The sequence below is a fragment of the Niastella sp. sgz303648 genome (assembly GCF_059587045.1).
In genome coordinates this window covers 221707-238500 of sequence record NZ_JCAPSW010000011.1, presented here as the reverse complement: position 1 = coordinate 238500, position 16794 = coordinate 221707, and the positions used below count along the sequence as shown (strand labels likewise).

The following is a 16794-nucleotide window of genomic DNA, read 5'->3' as shown; positions in this document are numbered from 1 at the left end:
TTTCGAATTATTGCATGGGGGATGATTTCAATGCACAGCTTGCCAAACTTGGCATGCGAATAAAAGCTATTAGGGAGCATAGAGGAATGACTTTGATGGATCTGGATGTAGAAACCAGAATAGATCAAAGTGATTTAAGCCGTTATGAACAGGGGAAAGTAAATTTCAGGTATAAAACCCTGTATAAAATTGCGACTGCTTTACAAGTGGAAATTTATGACATCACAAACTATTTGGGACCTCTACCAGACAATTCTACTTTCAAACTAAAATTCCCGAAAAAATCCAATAGCCGAAAACCAAAACGCAAAAAGAAGAACAAATAGTTTTCCCGATACTTCACAAAAAAGACTTCCAAACACCAATTTCTCCGTTTAAGACTTTTTAAGGTTGTTAGCTTTCATGCTAATAACTATCCAATGTAAAGTGTAATTAAAATTGTAGAGCCAATTACCTGACTGATCTCCTTAATAGAATCAGGTTCAAGCTATTGGCTATTCAGTAAATTTTATTAAAATAAGGGTATGCCTGTTTAACCGTCTTTATATAGGCATAATATGAAAACAACTTTAAAATTGAAGTTATGGCCTTTTTAAATCGGGAAAATAATAACAGCGAAAACAAACCAGTTATTAATGGTAGTGATAACCGGCAAAGCGAAATCTTTATCAAATTTTTGTGGTTTACCGTCCATATCAAAAACCCAAATCGACTCACAATTGAAATCATGAAACGGGCATTGATATTCTGCGCATTCCTATTTATATCGATTTTTATATACGTATGCGTAAGGTGCTTCGTTAAGTAATAACCTATATTAATGGGCGTAAGGAGAAAATTTAGATATCCAGACTTTTATCGATTCTATTTCTTTTGGTTTTTTCTGAATAATAGTATTCAGTAATTGTTTGAAATTATGATTATTCCGGATAGCCACCTTTTTAGTAAAAGATTTAAAAGCATTAAATTCTCCTGGTAACTTATACTTTGTTATATCAATTTTTAAGCTTCTACACAAATTAAAAATAAATTCATCCATCGCTGGGTTTACAACCACCAGGTAATGCTCTCTGTCAGGATGTTTTAAAAGGCTTACTTTATTGATCTCGTCTTTTAAATCAAACTCTAAAAAACCATTTGGCTTCCTTTTGTCGTCATCTACAAACCCCATGACTTTAGGTGTCTTTTTCTTTTTCTCAAGTATTTTGAAGACATCATTAATAGTTGGAGCATGATTAGGCTCTTTATATCCCAGCATTTCTACAAATACTGTATCTACATTACATTCCGGGACGAGGTTAGTATGCAAAATCATCTGACAAAGGAATCTATATTAAAAAATACATCCGCACCACTTCCCCAAATGTTATCAAGTTCTTTCTCTGTTAATTTTTTGATTTTAGTTTGATAGTCTTCATAATAAACGTGAAAGAATGAAATATCCTTAATCGTTTTAGAATCCTCTACCATGCTGTTAAAAAAATACGGACTATGTGTTGTAATAAAATAAGTATTGTTATTATCCGCTTTAATCAATTCAGATAACTCCTTAACATATGGGGGGAATGAATGTGATTCTGGCTCTTCCAAAAGAATGGAAGCATTCTTATTTGAATAAATAGCGGCAACATGAAATAACATTCTCCGGAATGTATCAGGAGTAAGCTCAAAAGGAATTTTATAAACAATCCCCTTTTCCTTTTTCTGAACTTCAAATGTCCTTGTAGAATAGTCCATAAGAAACTCAAGGCCAAATTCTTCAAAAAAAGAATTTATCCAATCCCGTATATTTGGATTGCCTTGAACAATCGTATAGAGATTGTCCCCAGAGGTTTTTAAATATGCAGCAAAAACATTTCCATAAATTACTCCATCACGAAACTCATATCTTCTTATTGGGTTTTCTTCCGTTGATACTCCTGCTGAAATATTCCCATTTACATCTAATAACGCCGCTTTGGAAATATAATCTTCAGAAAATGAGTTTGTAGGCTTAGATATACTTTCTTCCAAAAACGCGTTTATTGAATGTGATTTTATTAAATCATTATCTCTATTATTTAATAAGTCAGCAGTTGGGTTAATGAACTGAAAAAAAGCATTAACTCCACTATAATACTTTAATAAAGCAAGGTTATTACCTATACTCACTTCAATATCATTGGTAAGATTTCTATCATAAAAAAGATTGTCTAATGAATTATATCTTATTAGAGTAGGCTCAATATTCCGTTTTTCTTTCCCCTGAATGAAATTAAATAGCGTCAATGCTTCAATCAGGTTCGATTTGCCGCTATTGGGCTTCCCTATAAATAAATTAACCCTCGAAATATCAAATTTTACATGTTTGATAGATTTGAAATTTCTTATTTCAACCTGTTTGGCAGAAGATTCTTTGGTATTTATTTTCCTTGATTTAGCCATTTATAATCTTTCATTAAACCACTATGCAGAGAAATTAAAGATATGAAATTCAACACAATCAAATCTGAAGTAGATATTGATTGAATAATGATAATAAAAAAACCGCCAATATGTTGGCGGTTTTGTGAACCGGATTGGATTCGAACCAATGATTTACCACGTCAACCCACACGTCACATATCAATGATTTTCAATGTATTACAACTATTCGATTTGCCTTAATCAGTAATCTCGACTCATATGGTCACCGATTTGGTCACCACTAAAAAAACATCTTCAACTTTAAGTCAAATTCGAATGAATTCCCATGAACTGACTTGAAAGAGCTATAGCAAATGTATAGTTTTACTCGTATTTTTCTGCATAGGCGAACACACTTTGCATGAGCTTATTGCCCTAATCCGCTTTAATAGCGCATATAACTCGGCAATTTTGGTTCACGTTGTTTGTCGACTTCTTCAGCGGATTTTGAAACTTTTATAATAAGTGTCTTATTTTCCGGGCTTATGATGGTTATCTGATCGCCCGGATTAAAGCCCCAATTACGCAACCAAATACCTCTTAACCTAACGTAGGGATAAGGACGGTTATTTCTGCAGACATTTGCACAACATAAGGTTAGTATTCGCTCATTATTTTCCATATAATTAATATTTATATAAAAAGTGAATTATCAAAAAAAGAAAATGAAGGATACGAATGCATCAACATCTCAATTGCTGATTATGATCCAATAGTTTTAACAACATAATTAATGTAATACCAATGGCAGAATCTATGTTCATCATCAGTTCCTGCTGCGTTAATCATTTTAGTAGCATGCCTGACTGCTTTTTCTTCATTCAGGGTTAATTCTTCTTTTGCATATTCTGTCCAGACCGTAAGCCACAATCTTCGCGGATGATATTGATTAAAATGAAAAGATGCAGTATTAATAATATACTTACTGGTATACAACCCTATCTTTGGACCGACCACATAATTGAAATAATACCACGTAAAGAACTTTTTAGTTTCTTTATTGCTCATCCCGAGTCTTAAATTTTGCCCAACTTTTTTGACCGCCGTTTTGCCTCCTTCTCTCTTTAATTCTAATGCTTCGAATTTTTTGATTAATTCTTCAGCTGTGTGCACGGAATAATTCATGCAAAAGTCTTTCGCAGCGATCACCTGCGCTTCTTTGGTCTTCATACAAAAAAATTTAAGGATTATTAAATGAGTTTATTTGGTTTGCTTCAAAGGAAAACGCTTAGCTATGTCAATCTGTAAAAGTTATCATTGTGGAAGGATCTATTTATTAATTCAATCCTTTCTTTCTTTTAGACACCGGGACCAGGAGCAAAAAGAAAGGACGGCGATAGCAGGTGGGGGCCCCGAATTAGGCAAGGGGCAAATGACGGGAATGCGCGGAGGCAGGAATTTTTCGGCGCCAACGTAAAAACAAAAACAAAAAGCCGTTGGCGCCGAAAAATTTCCGTGTTTCCCCTTGCCCTATTCGGGGTGCCTGCTACCTTCGCCGGCCTTTTTGCTCCTGGTCCGTGTGAATAAAGACTTAGTTGATCTATTTATTATTATGAAGAATGGAGCCATGGTTGTACCGTATACTCGCCTTCCAGCTTCGGTTATACACCAGAGGTGACGCCAGCCAATGAACAGGTAATAGATACTTCCTTTGACGGTATAGTAACTGGCCCGTTTCATGATCAATCCCAGGAATTCGACAAATTCTCATCGGTCATTTCACCGTGGGCCATTGCAAAGTCGGAATGCTTATGCCGGTCTTTTACAAAGAAATTGGTCGGCAGGTTATATAGTAGGTCGGTGAATAATATCCGCACCTTGCTCCCATCCATGAGCAGGTAAGGAATTTCATAGCCCGCACTGATCAGTTTCCTCGAGTATTAATGTGCGATGCTTACCATCGAGGCAGTATGACTCTGCAACCTAGTGACGGGTGTAACCGAGATCGTATAGTTTGCGGGCTTTTTCAGCTTTCGAAAGGCTGGAGGCGATTATTTGTTTAGCGTTCATATTCAACGAATTACATGTCTAATATGAGCGCTTTTTTGCCTTTCTTCCAAGTTACTGTGGGTATTTCTTTCCGTATATATGTCGCCTATTTAGATAATAACAAAAAGTAAAAAAATATAAACTGTATTAATCTAAATACAACTGCTAGGCTTTTAGAGAATAAGTATTTTGTATTAAATAATTCGCAAACCCTTATCAGGCCAAAATCTCATAACAAAGACAACCTATGAAAATATAATTCATAATATACTTTCGCACACGATGTGGGAAGAATTATAGTGGCGATAGATGTAGATTATTTGGAACAACGTTTATTTTTGTTAAATACCGTCCGTACTTCTTTGGATGACAAAACATCCAATTCTCAATTATGGGATCTCCCATAAAAAAACCCGGAAGGTTAAAGGTAATCCTCCGGGGTATTAAAGCAAATGCTTCTTTTATAAAAACCTTCCTGGAAGTAGTCAACATCATTTGGCAATGGTTCAGTTGACATTTCAGGAGTAAGAAGGCCGGTTTTTACCGGCTTTCATTTTTGTAAGCAATTTTGCTATCAAAAATGATAGACCAAATTTAGTATCAAATTTGACATAATTCCACAAAGAAAAACACAAATTCTCAACAGTAAGAATCCAAAATACTCCAAAATATTCCCAAAAGTTCCCTAAAATCTGAAAAATACTTTTATATCTTATTGATTATAAGGCATTTTTATTGTCCTCATAAATCAGCATTTTGTTCGAGAAAGCAGAAAAGCGAATTGTGCCTAATTAATTAATATAGCTGATCAGACAGCCGCTATGCTCAACCTTATTCATCAAGGACCATGCGATGCAAGCCGGATCCAATGTTGATGAAGAATACGAAGTTCGATATTGGTGCAAGGAGCTTAAGTTTCTGCCTATGAGCTTCGTTCTGCCGTTCAACAGGTTCGTCCTATGGTCGAAAATGTGAAAAAGCATCTACAGAAATAATTTTGACAGTCAATGCCAGTTTTTTATATTAAAGACCGACCAATCCTTTGCAGCGGAAAAGTAAATAAATGAGATAAGCATGGCTCCAAACTCAATTAATCCGCGAACCTTTCCTTTTTTCATCGTTTTTCGGCGCTTCATCAGCAGATTCAGATGATGTTTCATCATTAATTAAGGGCAGTGTGCTGTGATCGGTTTCTGTATTAGTTATTTTTATGATTGAAGCAGGTGCAACTATCGGAGGAATAACTGTCGGCTTTATTTTTAGATTTTGTAAAGCATCCACAGGATCATTTTCTTTTATTATTGAAGGGTTTTTATTGAGGTGATCCACTTCGTCTGAAGTCAATTGATGTATTATAACCTTCTGCCCTCTTTTTATAATTAACAAAGAGCCGAGCCTTACTGTAGCGTTTTCATATTTCTCAATACTATTCATTACTTTCTCTGCTGCACTCGCTAATTTTTCCGTTTGTTCAGCAGTAGGCAAATCAACATATTTTAATTCCAACGCTTGCTTGCCTTTTTTGAAAAGTCGATCAGCATCTTCAGGCGTAATATTTTTCTTGAATACGAATTGCAATCTTTTCCAAAATGAGTTTAAAATTGGCTCATTTTCTGTTTTTATTTCGTAGCCTAAAGCCTCCATAAAATCACCGCACGCATTTACAATATCCTCTTGCTCTTTCAACTCTATTTGCTTCGGTATATAAATATTAACCTCTGTATCCTCAAAAATTTCACCGCCGCCAAAAAGTATAATATTTGAAAGCTTCCACATGCCTTTAATGGTTACTGGAGTTATTGAATCACCTTGTATTTTTGAAATTAAATTCCGTAATGCTTCCTTCTCAAATATTAATCTTAATATTACTCCATTATCTGCAGATAGAAACATGTCCATTTTGGACATTGTAAAATTAGTTGGATGAGGGTTTCGATAAATTGATAGTACTTTATATTCTATTAATATAGGATTTTGTGCAACGTAAGGAACTGATGACTCATTAATGTTACTGTAATTTTCATTTTTTAAAAGGCCATCAACAAATTCCACAAACTCATATAATGGCAGAGAAGAAAAAACTAATTTTATCAGTGCTCCATTATCGGCCTTTAACAAAATTTCAAATTGGTTTGTGTCGTTCTTAAATTCTAAAGTGTTAGTTATAGAATGCTCAACAAGATGCATATTAGCAGAGTTTATCCTTTAAAGTTATATTTATCTATTGTAATATGCAAGAGAGCCCCTTTTTCTATTGTAATATAATGTTGTTGTGAAGCAGTTTTTCACTGCCTGTTTTGTGTCCCTAATACACCCAGCTATCTTAGTGCTCTTTGTAGGTTCCGGAAATTACCGTTAAATGTTTTCTGCTGCATGGGCATTTCCGTTTTTTTTGTGGGCCATTCCACGTCAAATTTTAAATAGCGGCTGTCGAACCTTCATCGTAATCATGGTTCTTATTAAACAGTGATTCCATTTTAATCTTCATTCACCATGTTCAGGTTTAAGGCTGAATCCCACCAGTAATCTAGGTTCATTGCTCATTCTTTATTGATTTGAATATTTGCTTACAATATTCTTTTATGGCATACTCTGATGGGAACAAGTTACAACGGGTAATCGCCCATACAATTCCTGTAACTCATTGAAATACTCCAGCTGGCGAAAGTGAATGAAGGTTTCTGACCATCTGCCATTTACCAGGAAACAATGCCATTTTAAATCCTTACAGGCCCTGCTCAGATGCAAATAATAATCGCCATGGTGATTATGTTCGCAGTAAATCGATAGCGTATATGCATCTGTACTGTCCCAGTATGCTCGAGGGTGATGCTCTGTATATGCCCGGCGATATATCAGTTCGCCCGTTTTGTCATTTACCGGTATCCAGATCTAAAAAATGCTTCCGATTTAGCTAAAATTGCTGCAACTGATAAATAAGGCAAATTTTTAATATCTGAGAGAATTCCCTTAATTTTATACACACCTAACCATAACCATATACCTATGCGACTATTAATTTTATTATTACTTGTTTCGCTTTTTGATCTCTGTTATTCTCAAACAAAAAAAACAGATGGATATATCGGTAATATACCTTACAGTTGCATTACTCAGTTCCAGAAAAACTATTTTACTGTTGAGAGAAAAGATGGCTATGCTATCATTAATTTAGATGGAAATGTTATTGGAAGCGGAATAAAAGCACCTACTGTTGGGTTTACAAAAAAGTTTGTAATTGATTATGGTGTTTATTTTGCTCAGGAAGGTGATCATATCGTTCTAAAAAATCTATCTGGCAAAACTATTGGTCAAGGAAAGTACCAGGAAATTTCCCCTTTTGTTACTGACAATACTATTGTTCAATTGCAAAGTGCTCCGGGCATTTTGGTTTTCGCTTATATAGATACAGCAGGCAAGGAAATTGTCAGATTCGATGCGAAGAAGTATTCTTCCATAGCCAATCCTACCACTAAAAAAGCGGCTTTTGCTATAACCTCATTGAAAAACTTCATTCCTTTTAGTGAAGACCTAACGCCAATAAAATCGGACGAAAAAGACAAATATGGATTTATCAATAAAGGATTAAAAGTTGTAATACCAATTGCGTATAAGGGTGTTTCTCCCTTTTCAGAAGGGCTTGCTGCTGTGCAGAATAACGACGGAAACTGGGGATATATAAATACTAATGGTGTTCTCGTAATTCCATATAGCTATTCGAGACGCCCATCCAGATTCAGCTCCGGAGTCGCAAAAGTTGAAAACAGTGAGGGATTATTTGGTTATATAAACAAATCAATTAAGGTAGTCATACCAACCCGCTATAAAATTGCCACTCATTTTTACAAGGGATATGCTCTTGTTCAGGAAAATTATGATAGCCCTGCTCAATTAATCGATACGGCAGGATCTATCATTGCAACATTTCCCAAAGGCGCCAGCTTTAAAAACAATGATAAACCTGAAGCTGGAATTTTTGGTGGAGAAAATCCGGAATATCCATTTTATATTTCTGAGACTCTTCGGCAGCTTGTTGATGAAGGGAAAGGCATTTTCGAGAAAGGCCTTTATTACGCTCTGATAGATAATAAAGGTAACATAGTACTGGATTTCAAGTACAAATACCTTTCAGATTATCATGAGGGAAAATTGTTCGCACATAAATCAGAGTATATTAATAATTCGACTCAAAATAATTATGGAGTTATTGATGAAAAAGGAGAATTTGTAATCAATATCGTTAAGCCAGAATTTTAATAATCTTCGAAATGCAAACTACTGATGCAAGCCTGACAAAAATTTTACAACAATGCTTGTTCATCATGGTATGCGGCCAAAATCACAATTATATCCTTTGACCTTGCCGGTGTGGGTGACTTAATTCATCATCATAAATTTGCTGTACAAGGCTTTTTGTTGTTTGTTGAATACTGGCCTTATGGTCAATATCTACCAAACGATTGCCTTTATCGAACACATAAATGGTATTTTTATTTGGAGCTGCTTCTATTGTGTACTTTACCGGCATTTGATTAATGATTAATGTCACTTCCCTTTTGCTTCCCCTCTTTAAAGCATCAATAATAGCCTGGTACTTATTACAATGTTCCCTTTCTTTAATTGGAAGGTGGGATAACTTTTCATCCAGATTGAAAGGAACCTCGGTTAAGCGGTTCGTTTCCGGGTGAATCATCAGCCACTTGTCTTCACCATCCCAAAACCGGCAAACGCCTTTTCCATTGACCAAATTGGCCGCTTCCATTGCGTTGATCTTTAGCTCACCATTTACATGGAATGTTTGCCTGCAACAAATAGGGTCATTGTTCAAAAGTGAATCCAGGGAAGGCCGTGCTATTGCCTCAAACTTTTCAAAATAGTACAGGTCGGTGTGAGGAATTTTTTTGAAGTGAACCACATAATGGGCACCAGGATTTTCAACATCTGCATAACGCAAATGAAACTCGGGAAGATTCAAATTGATCATTCGCTTTACGCTACCTTCCATCTCAAGAGTAAAGCCAGCTTTTTTCAATTCAGCAGATAAGTTTTGCAGGTTAAGCTGCTGAATGAGTTCCTTTTCTAAATTACCCGTTGCTCTTTGATAATAACTTACTGCGTCATTTTCGCCTCTGATTCTATCTTTAATTGCTTCAATCAGCTTTGAATAAAAAAAACGGTTGAACCATGTCGGCTTTAGACTTGCTTCTAACTTCCTGATTTGATGCCGAACATATTTTAAAGCCTGTTTCTCAGAAGGATTTTTAGATTTCCGAAATTCCATCAAAATACTCCGGTATTGATTTAACTTCAACTTTATATCAAACGTGTCTTTTGTTGTCAAAACCGGATTATTGATTTTTAATTTGGCGTCTTGCTCAGCATACAGCAAAATTGCCTCCCCTACCCGATTTTGGTTTTCGGGAATAAACTGACTTTTCAGAGATGCCATATTAAATAGATTTTGCTTTTAGCAAGTGGCGATTTTTGATGCGAAGAGATATATTTCTTCCACCATTGCGCTCGTACATTTCAAATAAAAATTCCTTTTTATCTGGTATCGTGAATTTAGGTACAACCATCACAAAATCTTTCGTAGTCTGCCCAGGTAAACAACTCAAAGTATCCACCTTTATCGGTATCAATTCCCGCTGCTGAAATGACGATCGTTTTGCTCTATTACGGTCTCTTATATAAAAATGGGTAAAATCAATATCATAATCCAGACTGGAAAAATTAGAAGCTGAGAAAGAAAAGAACAACCGATCGTTTAAAAAATAAATCCCATTCAATCGAATTTTTAATTCAAATCGCCCGGTTGATTTGGACAGGAACGGCTCTGACGCTCTCACCGTTTGCATTGACTCTTCTAACTGCGTTTCATTTAAGGATTCATCGGCAAAGGAAATATCCGCAGAATAACGCTGCAAATGCTGATCTAATCTCCGCAAGTCATATGTGGCATGAATTGGATTCTCAGCATATGTAACATTGAACGTATACAATTTACCATCCAATGTAAAAACATGCAAATTGGTAGGTTCAAAATTTCTTTTAGCAGCTTTTATTAGTAAAATATTTTCTATCTGTGGCACTTGCATTGCCATGATATCCTTATATCCCCAATAAGCTTTTTTAATGGTTCCCGGAAATGCTATAGCAGTATTGTAGTTATAACCAATTTCCAAATTAAAGGGAATTACTGTCGTTGCAGCGGGAAGATCATTGGCATTCACCTGGGCCCGTATTGAATACGAAATCGTAAAAAATAGCAATAAGAAAAATAATGGTTTCATGATACAATTTTTGAAGTGAATAAAGATGTTATAAGGATTGAACAGGTTTAAGAATGACGATGTGGCCCGCCTTTACATTGGCAGTAATCCTTTTTATTTTTTTGCTTAGGAGATTTTTAACGGTTTGAATACCAGATGCGGCTGCCTGAATACCTACTGAAGAAGTCATAGCATTTAATTGCATCTGCTGAATCATCTGGTCGATTCCCGTCTTTGTAACTTCTTCTGTAACATCACCCTGAATACTGATGCCCTCCATGCCATCTGATTGATCATGGACAAGGAACTGCACCGGAAATACCCGGTTGTTATAGGCTATTTCCTGAATTGACACTTTTACACGTGCCTCTGTAATCTGACATTTACCAAATAGAAATTGTCCTTTGGGAATTAGAATATTATCAATAAAGACATCCTGCAGGAGGCGAAACCTGATCGTTTGATTATCGTGAATCTTTTGATTTTCATGAACGGCAGCCAAAAGAATAGGTGCATTACTATTAACACCAGTAACATGTGAAGCTAAACCCCAAAAGGCATTTTCTGTGGTCATGCCGCCAAAGAAATCAGAATCCATATAAGAAGGATTACCAGTGATGTGATAGCGTAAAGTATCTGTGGCTGGATTTTGTTTCTGTATCGCCCAACGCTCTTTCACCCGCTCGGGATGCTGAATATCGAGAATCTTATCGAGCATTATTTCCAGCTGTTTCATCTCAGGACTGCCGTTACTGGTATCGCCGTTTTGCAATGCCACCAACAGTTTTTCAAAATTTTCAATTTCAGTGTTTTTTTTTATTAAAGCATTTTCTACCGATGCATTTGTACCATTGAGATTATCAGTGGAGCTGCCATTTAGGGCCGTCATTAATTTATCAATGCGGTCGTTAACTTTTTTTTCGTTGTCATCAACAGACGAATTGGGTTTGTGGTAATTTGTAACAGGAGGTAAATCTTCTTCGACTTCTACATTCCGGGAAAGTGAGGGAGCATACATTTTTTTGACGTAGGGATCGGCGTTTTCCTGTTCGCGTAGCCTGGCGGAATCCTGCTGCGCCTGCATATAAATCTCGAATTTATTGCGTCCTGAGTCTTTAATATTGGCGGCCGGCAGCTTGGCATTGAAGGCGTTTTGATTGCCTGCATCACTGGCTCCTGCTTTTCTGCCGGTATTTACCATAAGCCAAAAAACGACCATTGGTAACAGGAAAATAAATCCTAACAATAAAAGTTTTTTCTTTTTGTTTGCGATTTCCATATATTTTATTTTTCTGAGTGAATAGAGTCCCTTTGTTGTTGTGCTTTTCGCAACTTGTAGAGTTCCCGTAAATAGTCAAGATTAAGGGAGTCTGGTAGACGTACATCTTCAGGAAATATGGCGACAGGCGGCTTTAACCAGGAAGATGGATTATCTTTTTTTACGAATATTCCACGGTACAGAAAAAAGAGGGCTATTAGACCGAATCCAAAACAGAACACCATTAAAGCCTGCTTTTTTTGCTTTATAGTCAGCTTTCGTTCTTTTGTGCTCAACCAGTTGGTCCATATTACCTGTACATGCAGGAATGCCTTTGCAATCAGTGTGGCCGCTTTATCAGCTACCGGATAATGCCTCTGCTCCTGCTTTGCCTTACTATGAAAAAGTTTCAACATAGTTTAGCGTTTTTCGAATTTCAGGTCATTATTTTCAAGGATTTTCCATCCCTCAATCAGGAATCCATGTATGTTGTTATCACTGATCTGGTTCAAAATGCGGATGAAGCCTTCGGTTACAATGGACCGGGTAACTATACTGGTCGTTCGGATGACTTTGAGCTTACCGTAGTATTTGAACGAATACGGAACATGGTTAAGGTTAACAATGATGCTATCAGGATCTTCTACACGTTGTGTAACATTGGCTGCCACGAGGTTGGAATAATAGCCTCGTTCATTAAGGTTGTCATATTCTGCTTTCGCTGTTCCATCACATAAATACAAAGCTTTCGTGATCTGTTTCTTAATGACTGCATCGTCAGGGTCCAGATCGTAAAACCGGTAATGAAAGGTTTTAACATGATCACGGATTTCAACAGAAAGCGAATCGCTTCGGTTAATACCGATTGCATCCATAAGTTTACTATTGGCCAATATATAAACCCGGTTCTTGTTTTGCTGGTTATCCATCCTTGTTGTGTAGAGTACATAGAAACAGACGACACAATTGGCTACCAAAAAGAGCAGGGAAAACCAACGTATATGCTTGAAAGCGGTATCAATATTTTTGAATTGCTGAAACATAATTCACTTTTTACAGTATACTAATTAACTTCCTGTCAAATTGTTACGCTGATAGCCATTGGGATAAGGTTCTGAGTTAGCGGCATCGGCCATGCTGTACATCCTATTATCAGAGCCCTGCATGTCTCCCACCACACTTCCGGCAGCAACGCCGGCCGATCCACCCGATATTCCACCTACGGCCATAGAAGCGCCACCAACCACAATATTGTTTATTTTGCTTAAGATGGCGTTGGCCCCAGACGCATGTACAACATAATTCGCAATTGAGGGTATAGAGAAATAACCAAAAGCAGCAATAAATAAAAAGATTAGGTAAGCCATATCCGTAGGACCAAAACCGATGAGATCACCCTGTGCATTTTGATTGATATCTAATTGTAGCATGCCTTGTTGAATCCGGCCGATAAGCGCACCAAACAGATTGCTGATAGGCAGCCAAAGATAGATATTGATATACCTGCCTAACCAAACGGTGAGTGTATGTTGAAAGCCATCATACATACTCAGACATAAGACAAAGGGACCTAATATACCCAGGATCAGCATATGAAAAGTGCGCATTGTATCAATACATAGAGCTGCCGCATAATACAAAAGCTGTAGCACAAGGGAGATCAATCCTTTGAGCATGAATCCAAGCGTATTGGTAAAGAGGCTAAAGGAAAAAGCAAGTGCTTTTCCGAAACTTAATCCATTATTATCTGTTCTTCCCTCCGGGTCCTGGTATTTATACCATTCTTTATTGTCCTCATAGCCGAGTCCTCCAATTAAAGATTGCCATTCTTGTCCATCTGTAATAGATTTAGCACGTGCGGCCAACATCCGGTTGGTAGCTTCATTGGAATTTTTAACCATCCCGTTCGTAGCCAACACTATTGGTTTTAAAAGACCGTTGAACATTGTCAATATTTGCGGGTATAGCGTAATCAAAATGGCCAGTACGAACGGTTTGAACAAAGGGAAAAAATCAATCGCCTCTGCATTCGAGAGATGTTTATACACACGGTACCCGATATACCATAATGCGCCGAATGCTCCTACTGCCCGTGCCACATCAGTCAACTGGGCGCAAAGGGGAATCATTTCATTATAAAGGTTTTCGAGTACAGTATGCAGCTTCTGAATACCGGTTGATTGTGCTTGCACCAGGCATGGAAATAGCAGCCCGGCCATCATAGCCAGGATCAACTTATTATTGTACTTCATGACTAATCTTTTAATCCATAAATACGCAGAAGGTCTTTCGTTTCCTTTTTGGCTTTGATGCGTTGATAAGCCATTACCGTGGTCTTATCATTAAAATGACGCAAAAATTGCAGTTTATCCAGCATGTCCTCATGGATGCGATCCACAGATGACATTCTTTCGGCATCATTCATACGGAGTTGCCCGGACGTGGTTACCATGACCAACTCGTCAAGGTTTTTGAGGGAACGGTCTACCAGGTTATCATAAACATTGCCCACGTACCCGAGTTCTTTATTATTAAAAACGTCAATTGACAGATACTGCTTATAAGCAGCTTTGTATTCTGTTACCAGCTGGCGCTGTAAAGCAATAATGTCAAAAATTCTCTTATAATTCCGTACCGTTGGGCTAACTTCCAGCAGGCCGTCCAGAAAAACCTTGTGCAGGTCAAAATTTCCTTCGGCGAGGTCTTTAATTGTATTATATCCTTTTGTAAGTATCTGATAGCCCTTATACATATTATCCAGAATAGCCCGTAGCTGATTAAGCTTTTCAATATTTAAAATCAGCTGCTCTATTTCAGCCTGCTGTGCTTTGGCCGGCTTTATCAGGATGATAAAAAAGTTGATTGAGGCCAGTAAAAGGATTTTCAGTTTCATGGCACATAAAAATTTTGAAGTGTTTCTAAATCGTTCAATTCCGTTTGTCGCTGCCGGAGTAGCATTTGGATTTTGCTCATCAGGTCGAACAGCGAAGTATATTTTTGCGAAACCAATTCATGCAGCTGGTCAATACGTTTTAAACGCTCACTATCGTTCATCTCCAGGCGGCCAGCTGTTATTACATCCATCAATTGGTCCTTATCTTCCCCTACTTTATCAAGTATGCTTGTGAACAGCTTGTATAGAAAATCTATTTCGTTTGCAGACAGACCTTCCGCCTGTCTGAGCTTTTTTGAAATGGTTTTATATGCATCAACCATTTTGATGTACATACGAAGAATATCAGCGGACTTTTTATAGTGGCGAACTGTCGGACTTACCTGTTTCAAATGATCAAAGAACATGCTGTGCAGGTTGAGGTCCCCGGCTTTAAGATCGCTGATCACATTCATGCCGGTATTCACAATATCATATCCTTTTTTCAGGTAGCCCAGGTGAACTTGCAATTTAGCAATCTGTTCCAGCAAGTACTTCCGCTGTGTTTTGTTTTGCCTGAACCATTCGTCCCAGGTTTGGGCATTGGCTCCGAATGTGCAGACCACCCAAACCAAAACGACCACATATTTTTTTCTTTTCATTGCAACTCCTTTATGACAATTATTAAATTTGACTCACATTCCTTTTCTAAAAGAGATGCGTTTAGCATCCGGCGTCATACGCTTGACTACTGACCGCGCATGTTGCAATTGGTTCGCTTGATTCAATTCCTGAAAAATGTTTTGAAGTGTAAAAGCGGCCTCCGTAGGAAAATACTTTTTCTCGGCTGCTCCTACTCTCGCAGTCAAAGATTCCAATTGCAATGTTATCCTTACAGGATCAAACGAGTAATAAAACATACAATGCATAGAACACTGTTGACCCAGGTGAATATTGCGAGCAATGGAAACGTATTGATTTCCGGTTTCGTAAAGCTTATTTTGCAGAATGCCATCCAGCTCTCTTTCAATAAAATTGGAATCATTGGTAAAATGTGTCCTATAGTAACCAATGGCCCCTAAAAGATCTTCCTGTTCCCGTAACAGCAGCTTGACCTGTTCTTTTGGATAAATGATTTGTGCCTTACTTTCCTTTAATCCTCTGCTAAACATATTCCAAATAGCAACTGCGGACGGTAAATCGTTAAGCTCGTCCAAAGAATAGTGGATTCTCTTTTCTCTGTGATCTGCCAGCAGTGCATTCAGGATAAGCTTCTTTTCACTTTGATCTACGGCATAGAATAAACCAAAACTCAGTTCTTCGCTCCCGTTGTTAAAGAAACCTTTTGTTCTGATAACAAACTCCTGAGTCTGATTCTGATCAAAAATTTTTTTTAACAAACGAGCTTCCAGCTTTTTAAACAGAAAATTATTATGGTACGGAAAATGTGCCTTGTCCGTATAACCTTTTGCAGCCAGCAGGGTTTGGTGTTCAGCAAGCGTTTTCTCGTATAGATGGTGTACATGATTTTCTTCAATAAACGGGGCAAGCAAAACGGGCTCACTCATTTCCTGTTCCTGCACTTTTGAAAGCAGAGTTACCAGCTTATTAGCATATGGTAGTTCATGTATCCCCCGCTCAAAGTGAAACTCCCGGGAAACACCTTCCATATTCGCTTTCATGAATTTAAGATCGAATACTTTTGTGGTTGGGTCAAGTTCGTAACCGAACAAAAACCTAATCATGTTTTGCTCTTTATTAAAAAAACCAACTGCCTGTAGTTCAAACGAACGAATACTTTTCTTCAAAAACGATTCTTTCAGGTGATAGGAAATGGCTCTTTCCAACTGTTTTACAAATAAACCAGGTTCCTCCTCTGTACCCAGCCCGATGTCACTATATCCTTTTTCCCTGAGCAGGGAACAATGTTCTTCCAATATGTCGATCAGGTCAGTCAT

At 37.3% G+C, this 16794-nt stretch carries 15 protein-coding genes; 2 read left to right on the top strand and 13 right to left on the bottom strand.

What is annotated here, in order from left to right; genetic code table 11:
* The first annotated feature begins 14 nt into the window (after nt 1-14).
* Entirely contained in the window at nt 15-326 is a 312-nt protein-coding gene (locus AC59IL_RS27965; RefSeq protein WP_496555525.1) for a helix-turn-helix domain-containing protein, read from the top strand.
* Nucleotides 327-817: 491 nt separating this feature from the next.
* Here AC59IL_RS27965 and AC59IL_RS27960 read toward each other — a convergent pair whose 3' ends face one another.
* The 4 genes from AC59IL_RS27960 to AC59IL_RS27945 form a co-directional block, all read right to left on the bottom strand.
* Entirely contained in the window at nt 818-1315 is a 498-nt protein-coding gene (locus AC59IL_RS27960) for a hypothetical protein (RefSeq protein ID WP_496555524.1), read from the bottom strand.
* The gene (locus AC59IL_RS27955) at nt 1312-2424 is read right to left on the bottom strand and encodes an AAA family ATPase (RefSeq protein WP_496555523.1); all 1113 of its coding nucleotides are present in this window, start codon (nt 2422-2424) and stop codon (nt 1312-1314) included. The genes AC59IL_RS27960 and AC59IL_RS27955 overlap by 4 nt, the downstream gene beginning before the upstream one ends.
* Nucleotides 2425-3147: 723 nt before the next feature.
* Nucleotides 3148-3615 carry a hypothetical protein gene (locus AC59IL_RS27950; protein WP_496555522.1) on the bottom strand — a complete coding sequence of 156 codons (468 nt, stop codon included), beginning with the start codon at nt 3613-3615 and terminating at the stop codon, nt 3148-3150.
* Between the two features lie 1905 nt (nt 3616-5520).
* The gene (locus tag AC59IL_RS27945) at nt 5521-6621 is read right to left on the bottom strand and encodes a hypothetical protein (protein WP_496555521.1); all 1101 of its coding nucleotides are present in this window, start codon (nt 6619-6621) and stop codon (nt 5521-5523) included.
* Between the two features lie 819 nt (nt 6622-7440).
* Between AC59IL_RS27945 and AC59IL_RS27940 the strand changes: the two genes are divergently transcribed.
* Nucleotides 7441-8691: a WG repeat-containing protein gene (locus AC59IL_RS27940; RefSeq protein WP_496555520.1), complete on the top strand. Its 1251-nt coding sequence runs from the start codon at nt 7441-7443 to the stop codon at nt 8689-8691.
* A gap of 88 nt (nt 8692-8779) precedes the next feature.
* On the opposite strand, the gene AC59IL_RS27935 is transcribed toward AC59IL_RS27940, so the two are convergent.
* The 9 genes from AC59IL_RS27935 to AC59IL_RS27895 form a co-directional block, all read right to left on the bottom strand.
* Nucleotides 8780-9883 carry a hypothetical protein gene (locus AC59IL_RS27935; RefSeq protein WP_496555519.1) on the bottom strand — a complete coding sequence of 368 codons (1104 nt, stop codon included), beginning with the start codon at nt 9881-9883 and terminating at the stop codon, nt 8780-8782.
* Between the two features lies 1 nt (nt 9884).
* Nucleotides 9885-10727 (bottom strand): conjugative transposon protein TraN, encoded by an 843-nt coding sequence (gene traN, locus AC59IL_RS27930; protein ID WP_496555518.1) that lies wholly within the window; start codon nt 10725-10727, stop codon nt 9885-9887.
* A gap of 28 nt (nt 10728-10755) precedes the next feature.
* Nucleotides 10756-11790, bottom strand: a complete 1035-nt coding sequence (gene traM / locus AC59IL_RS27925) for a conjugative transposon protein TraM (protein ID WP_496555517.1) — start codon at nt 11788-11790, stop codon at nt 10756-10758.
* A gap of 200 nt (nt 11791-11990) precedes the next feature.
* Nucleotides 11991-12380: a hypothetical protein gene (locus tag AC59IL_RS27920; RefSeq protein WP_496555516.1), complete on the bottom strand. Its 390-nt coding sequence runs from the start codon at nt 12378-12380 to the stop codon at nt 11991-11993.
* A 3-nt stretch (nt 12381-12383) separates the two neighbouring features.
* Complete coding sequence (gene traK / locus AC59IL_RS27915) at nt 12384-13007, bottom strand: conjugative transposon protein TraK (RefSeq protein WP_496555515.1); 624 nt, start codon at nt 13005-13007, stop codon at nt 12384-12386.
* A 24-nt stretch (nt 13008-13031) separates the two neighbouring features.
* Entirely contained in the window at nt 13032-14216 is a 1185-nt protein-coding gene (gene traJ, locus AC59IL_RS27910) for a conjugative transposon protein TraJ (protein ID WP_496555514.1), read from the bottom strand.
* A 2-nt stretch (nt 14217-14218) separates the two neighbouring features.
* Complete coding sequence (locus tag AC59IL_RS27905; RefSeq protein WP_496555513.1) at nt 14219-14857, bottom strand: TerB family tellurite resistance protein; 639 nt, start codon at nt 14855-14857, stop codon at nt 14219-14221.
* Entirely contained in the window at nt 14854-15498 is a 645-nt protein-coding gene (locus AC59IL_RS27900) for a hypothetical protein (RefSeq protein ID WP_496555512.1), read from the bottom strand. Before AC59IL_RS27900 ends, AC59IL_RS27905 begins: the two co-directional genes overlap by 4 nt.
* Nucleotides 15499-15531: 33 nt before the next feature.
* Nucleotides 15532-16794: a hypothetical protein gene (locus AC59IL_RS27895; RefSeq protein ID WP_496555511.1), complete on the bottom strand. Its 1263-nt coding sequence runs from the start codon at nt 16792-16794 to the stop codon at nt 15532-15534.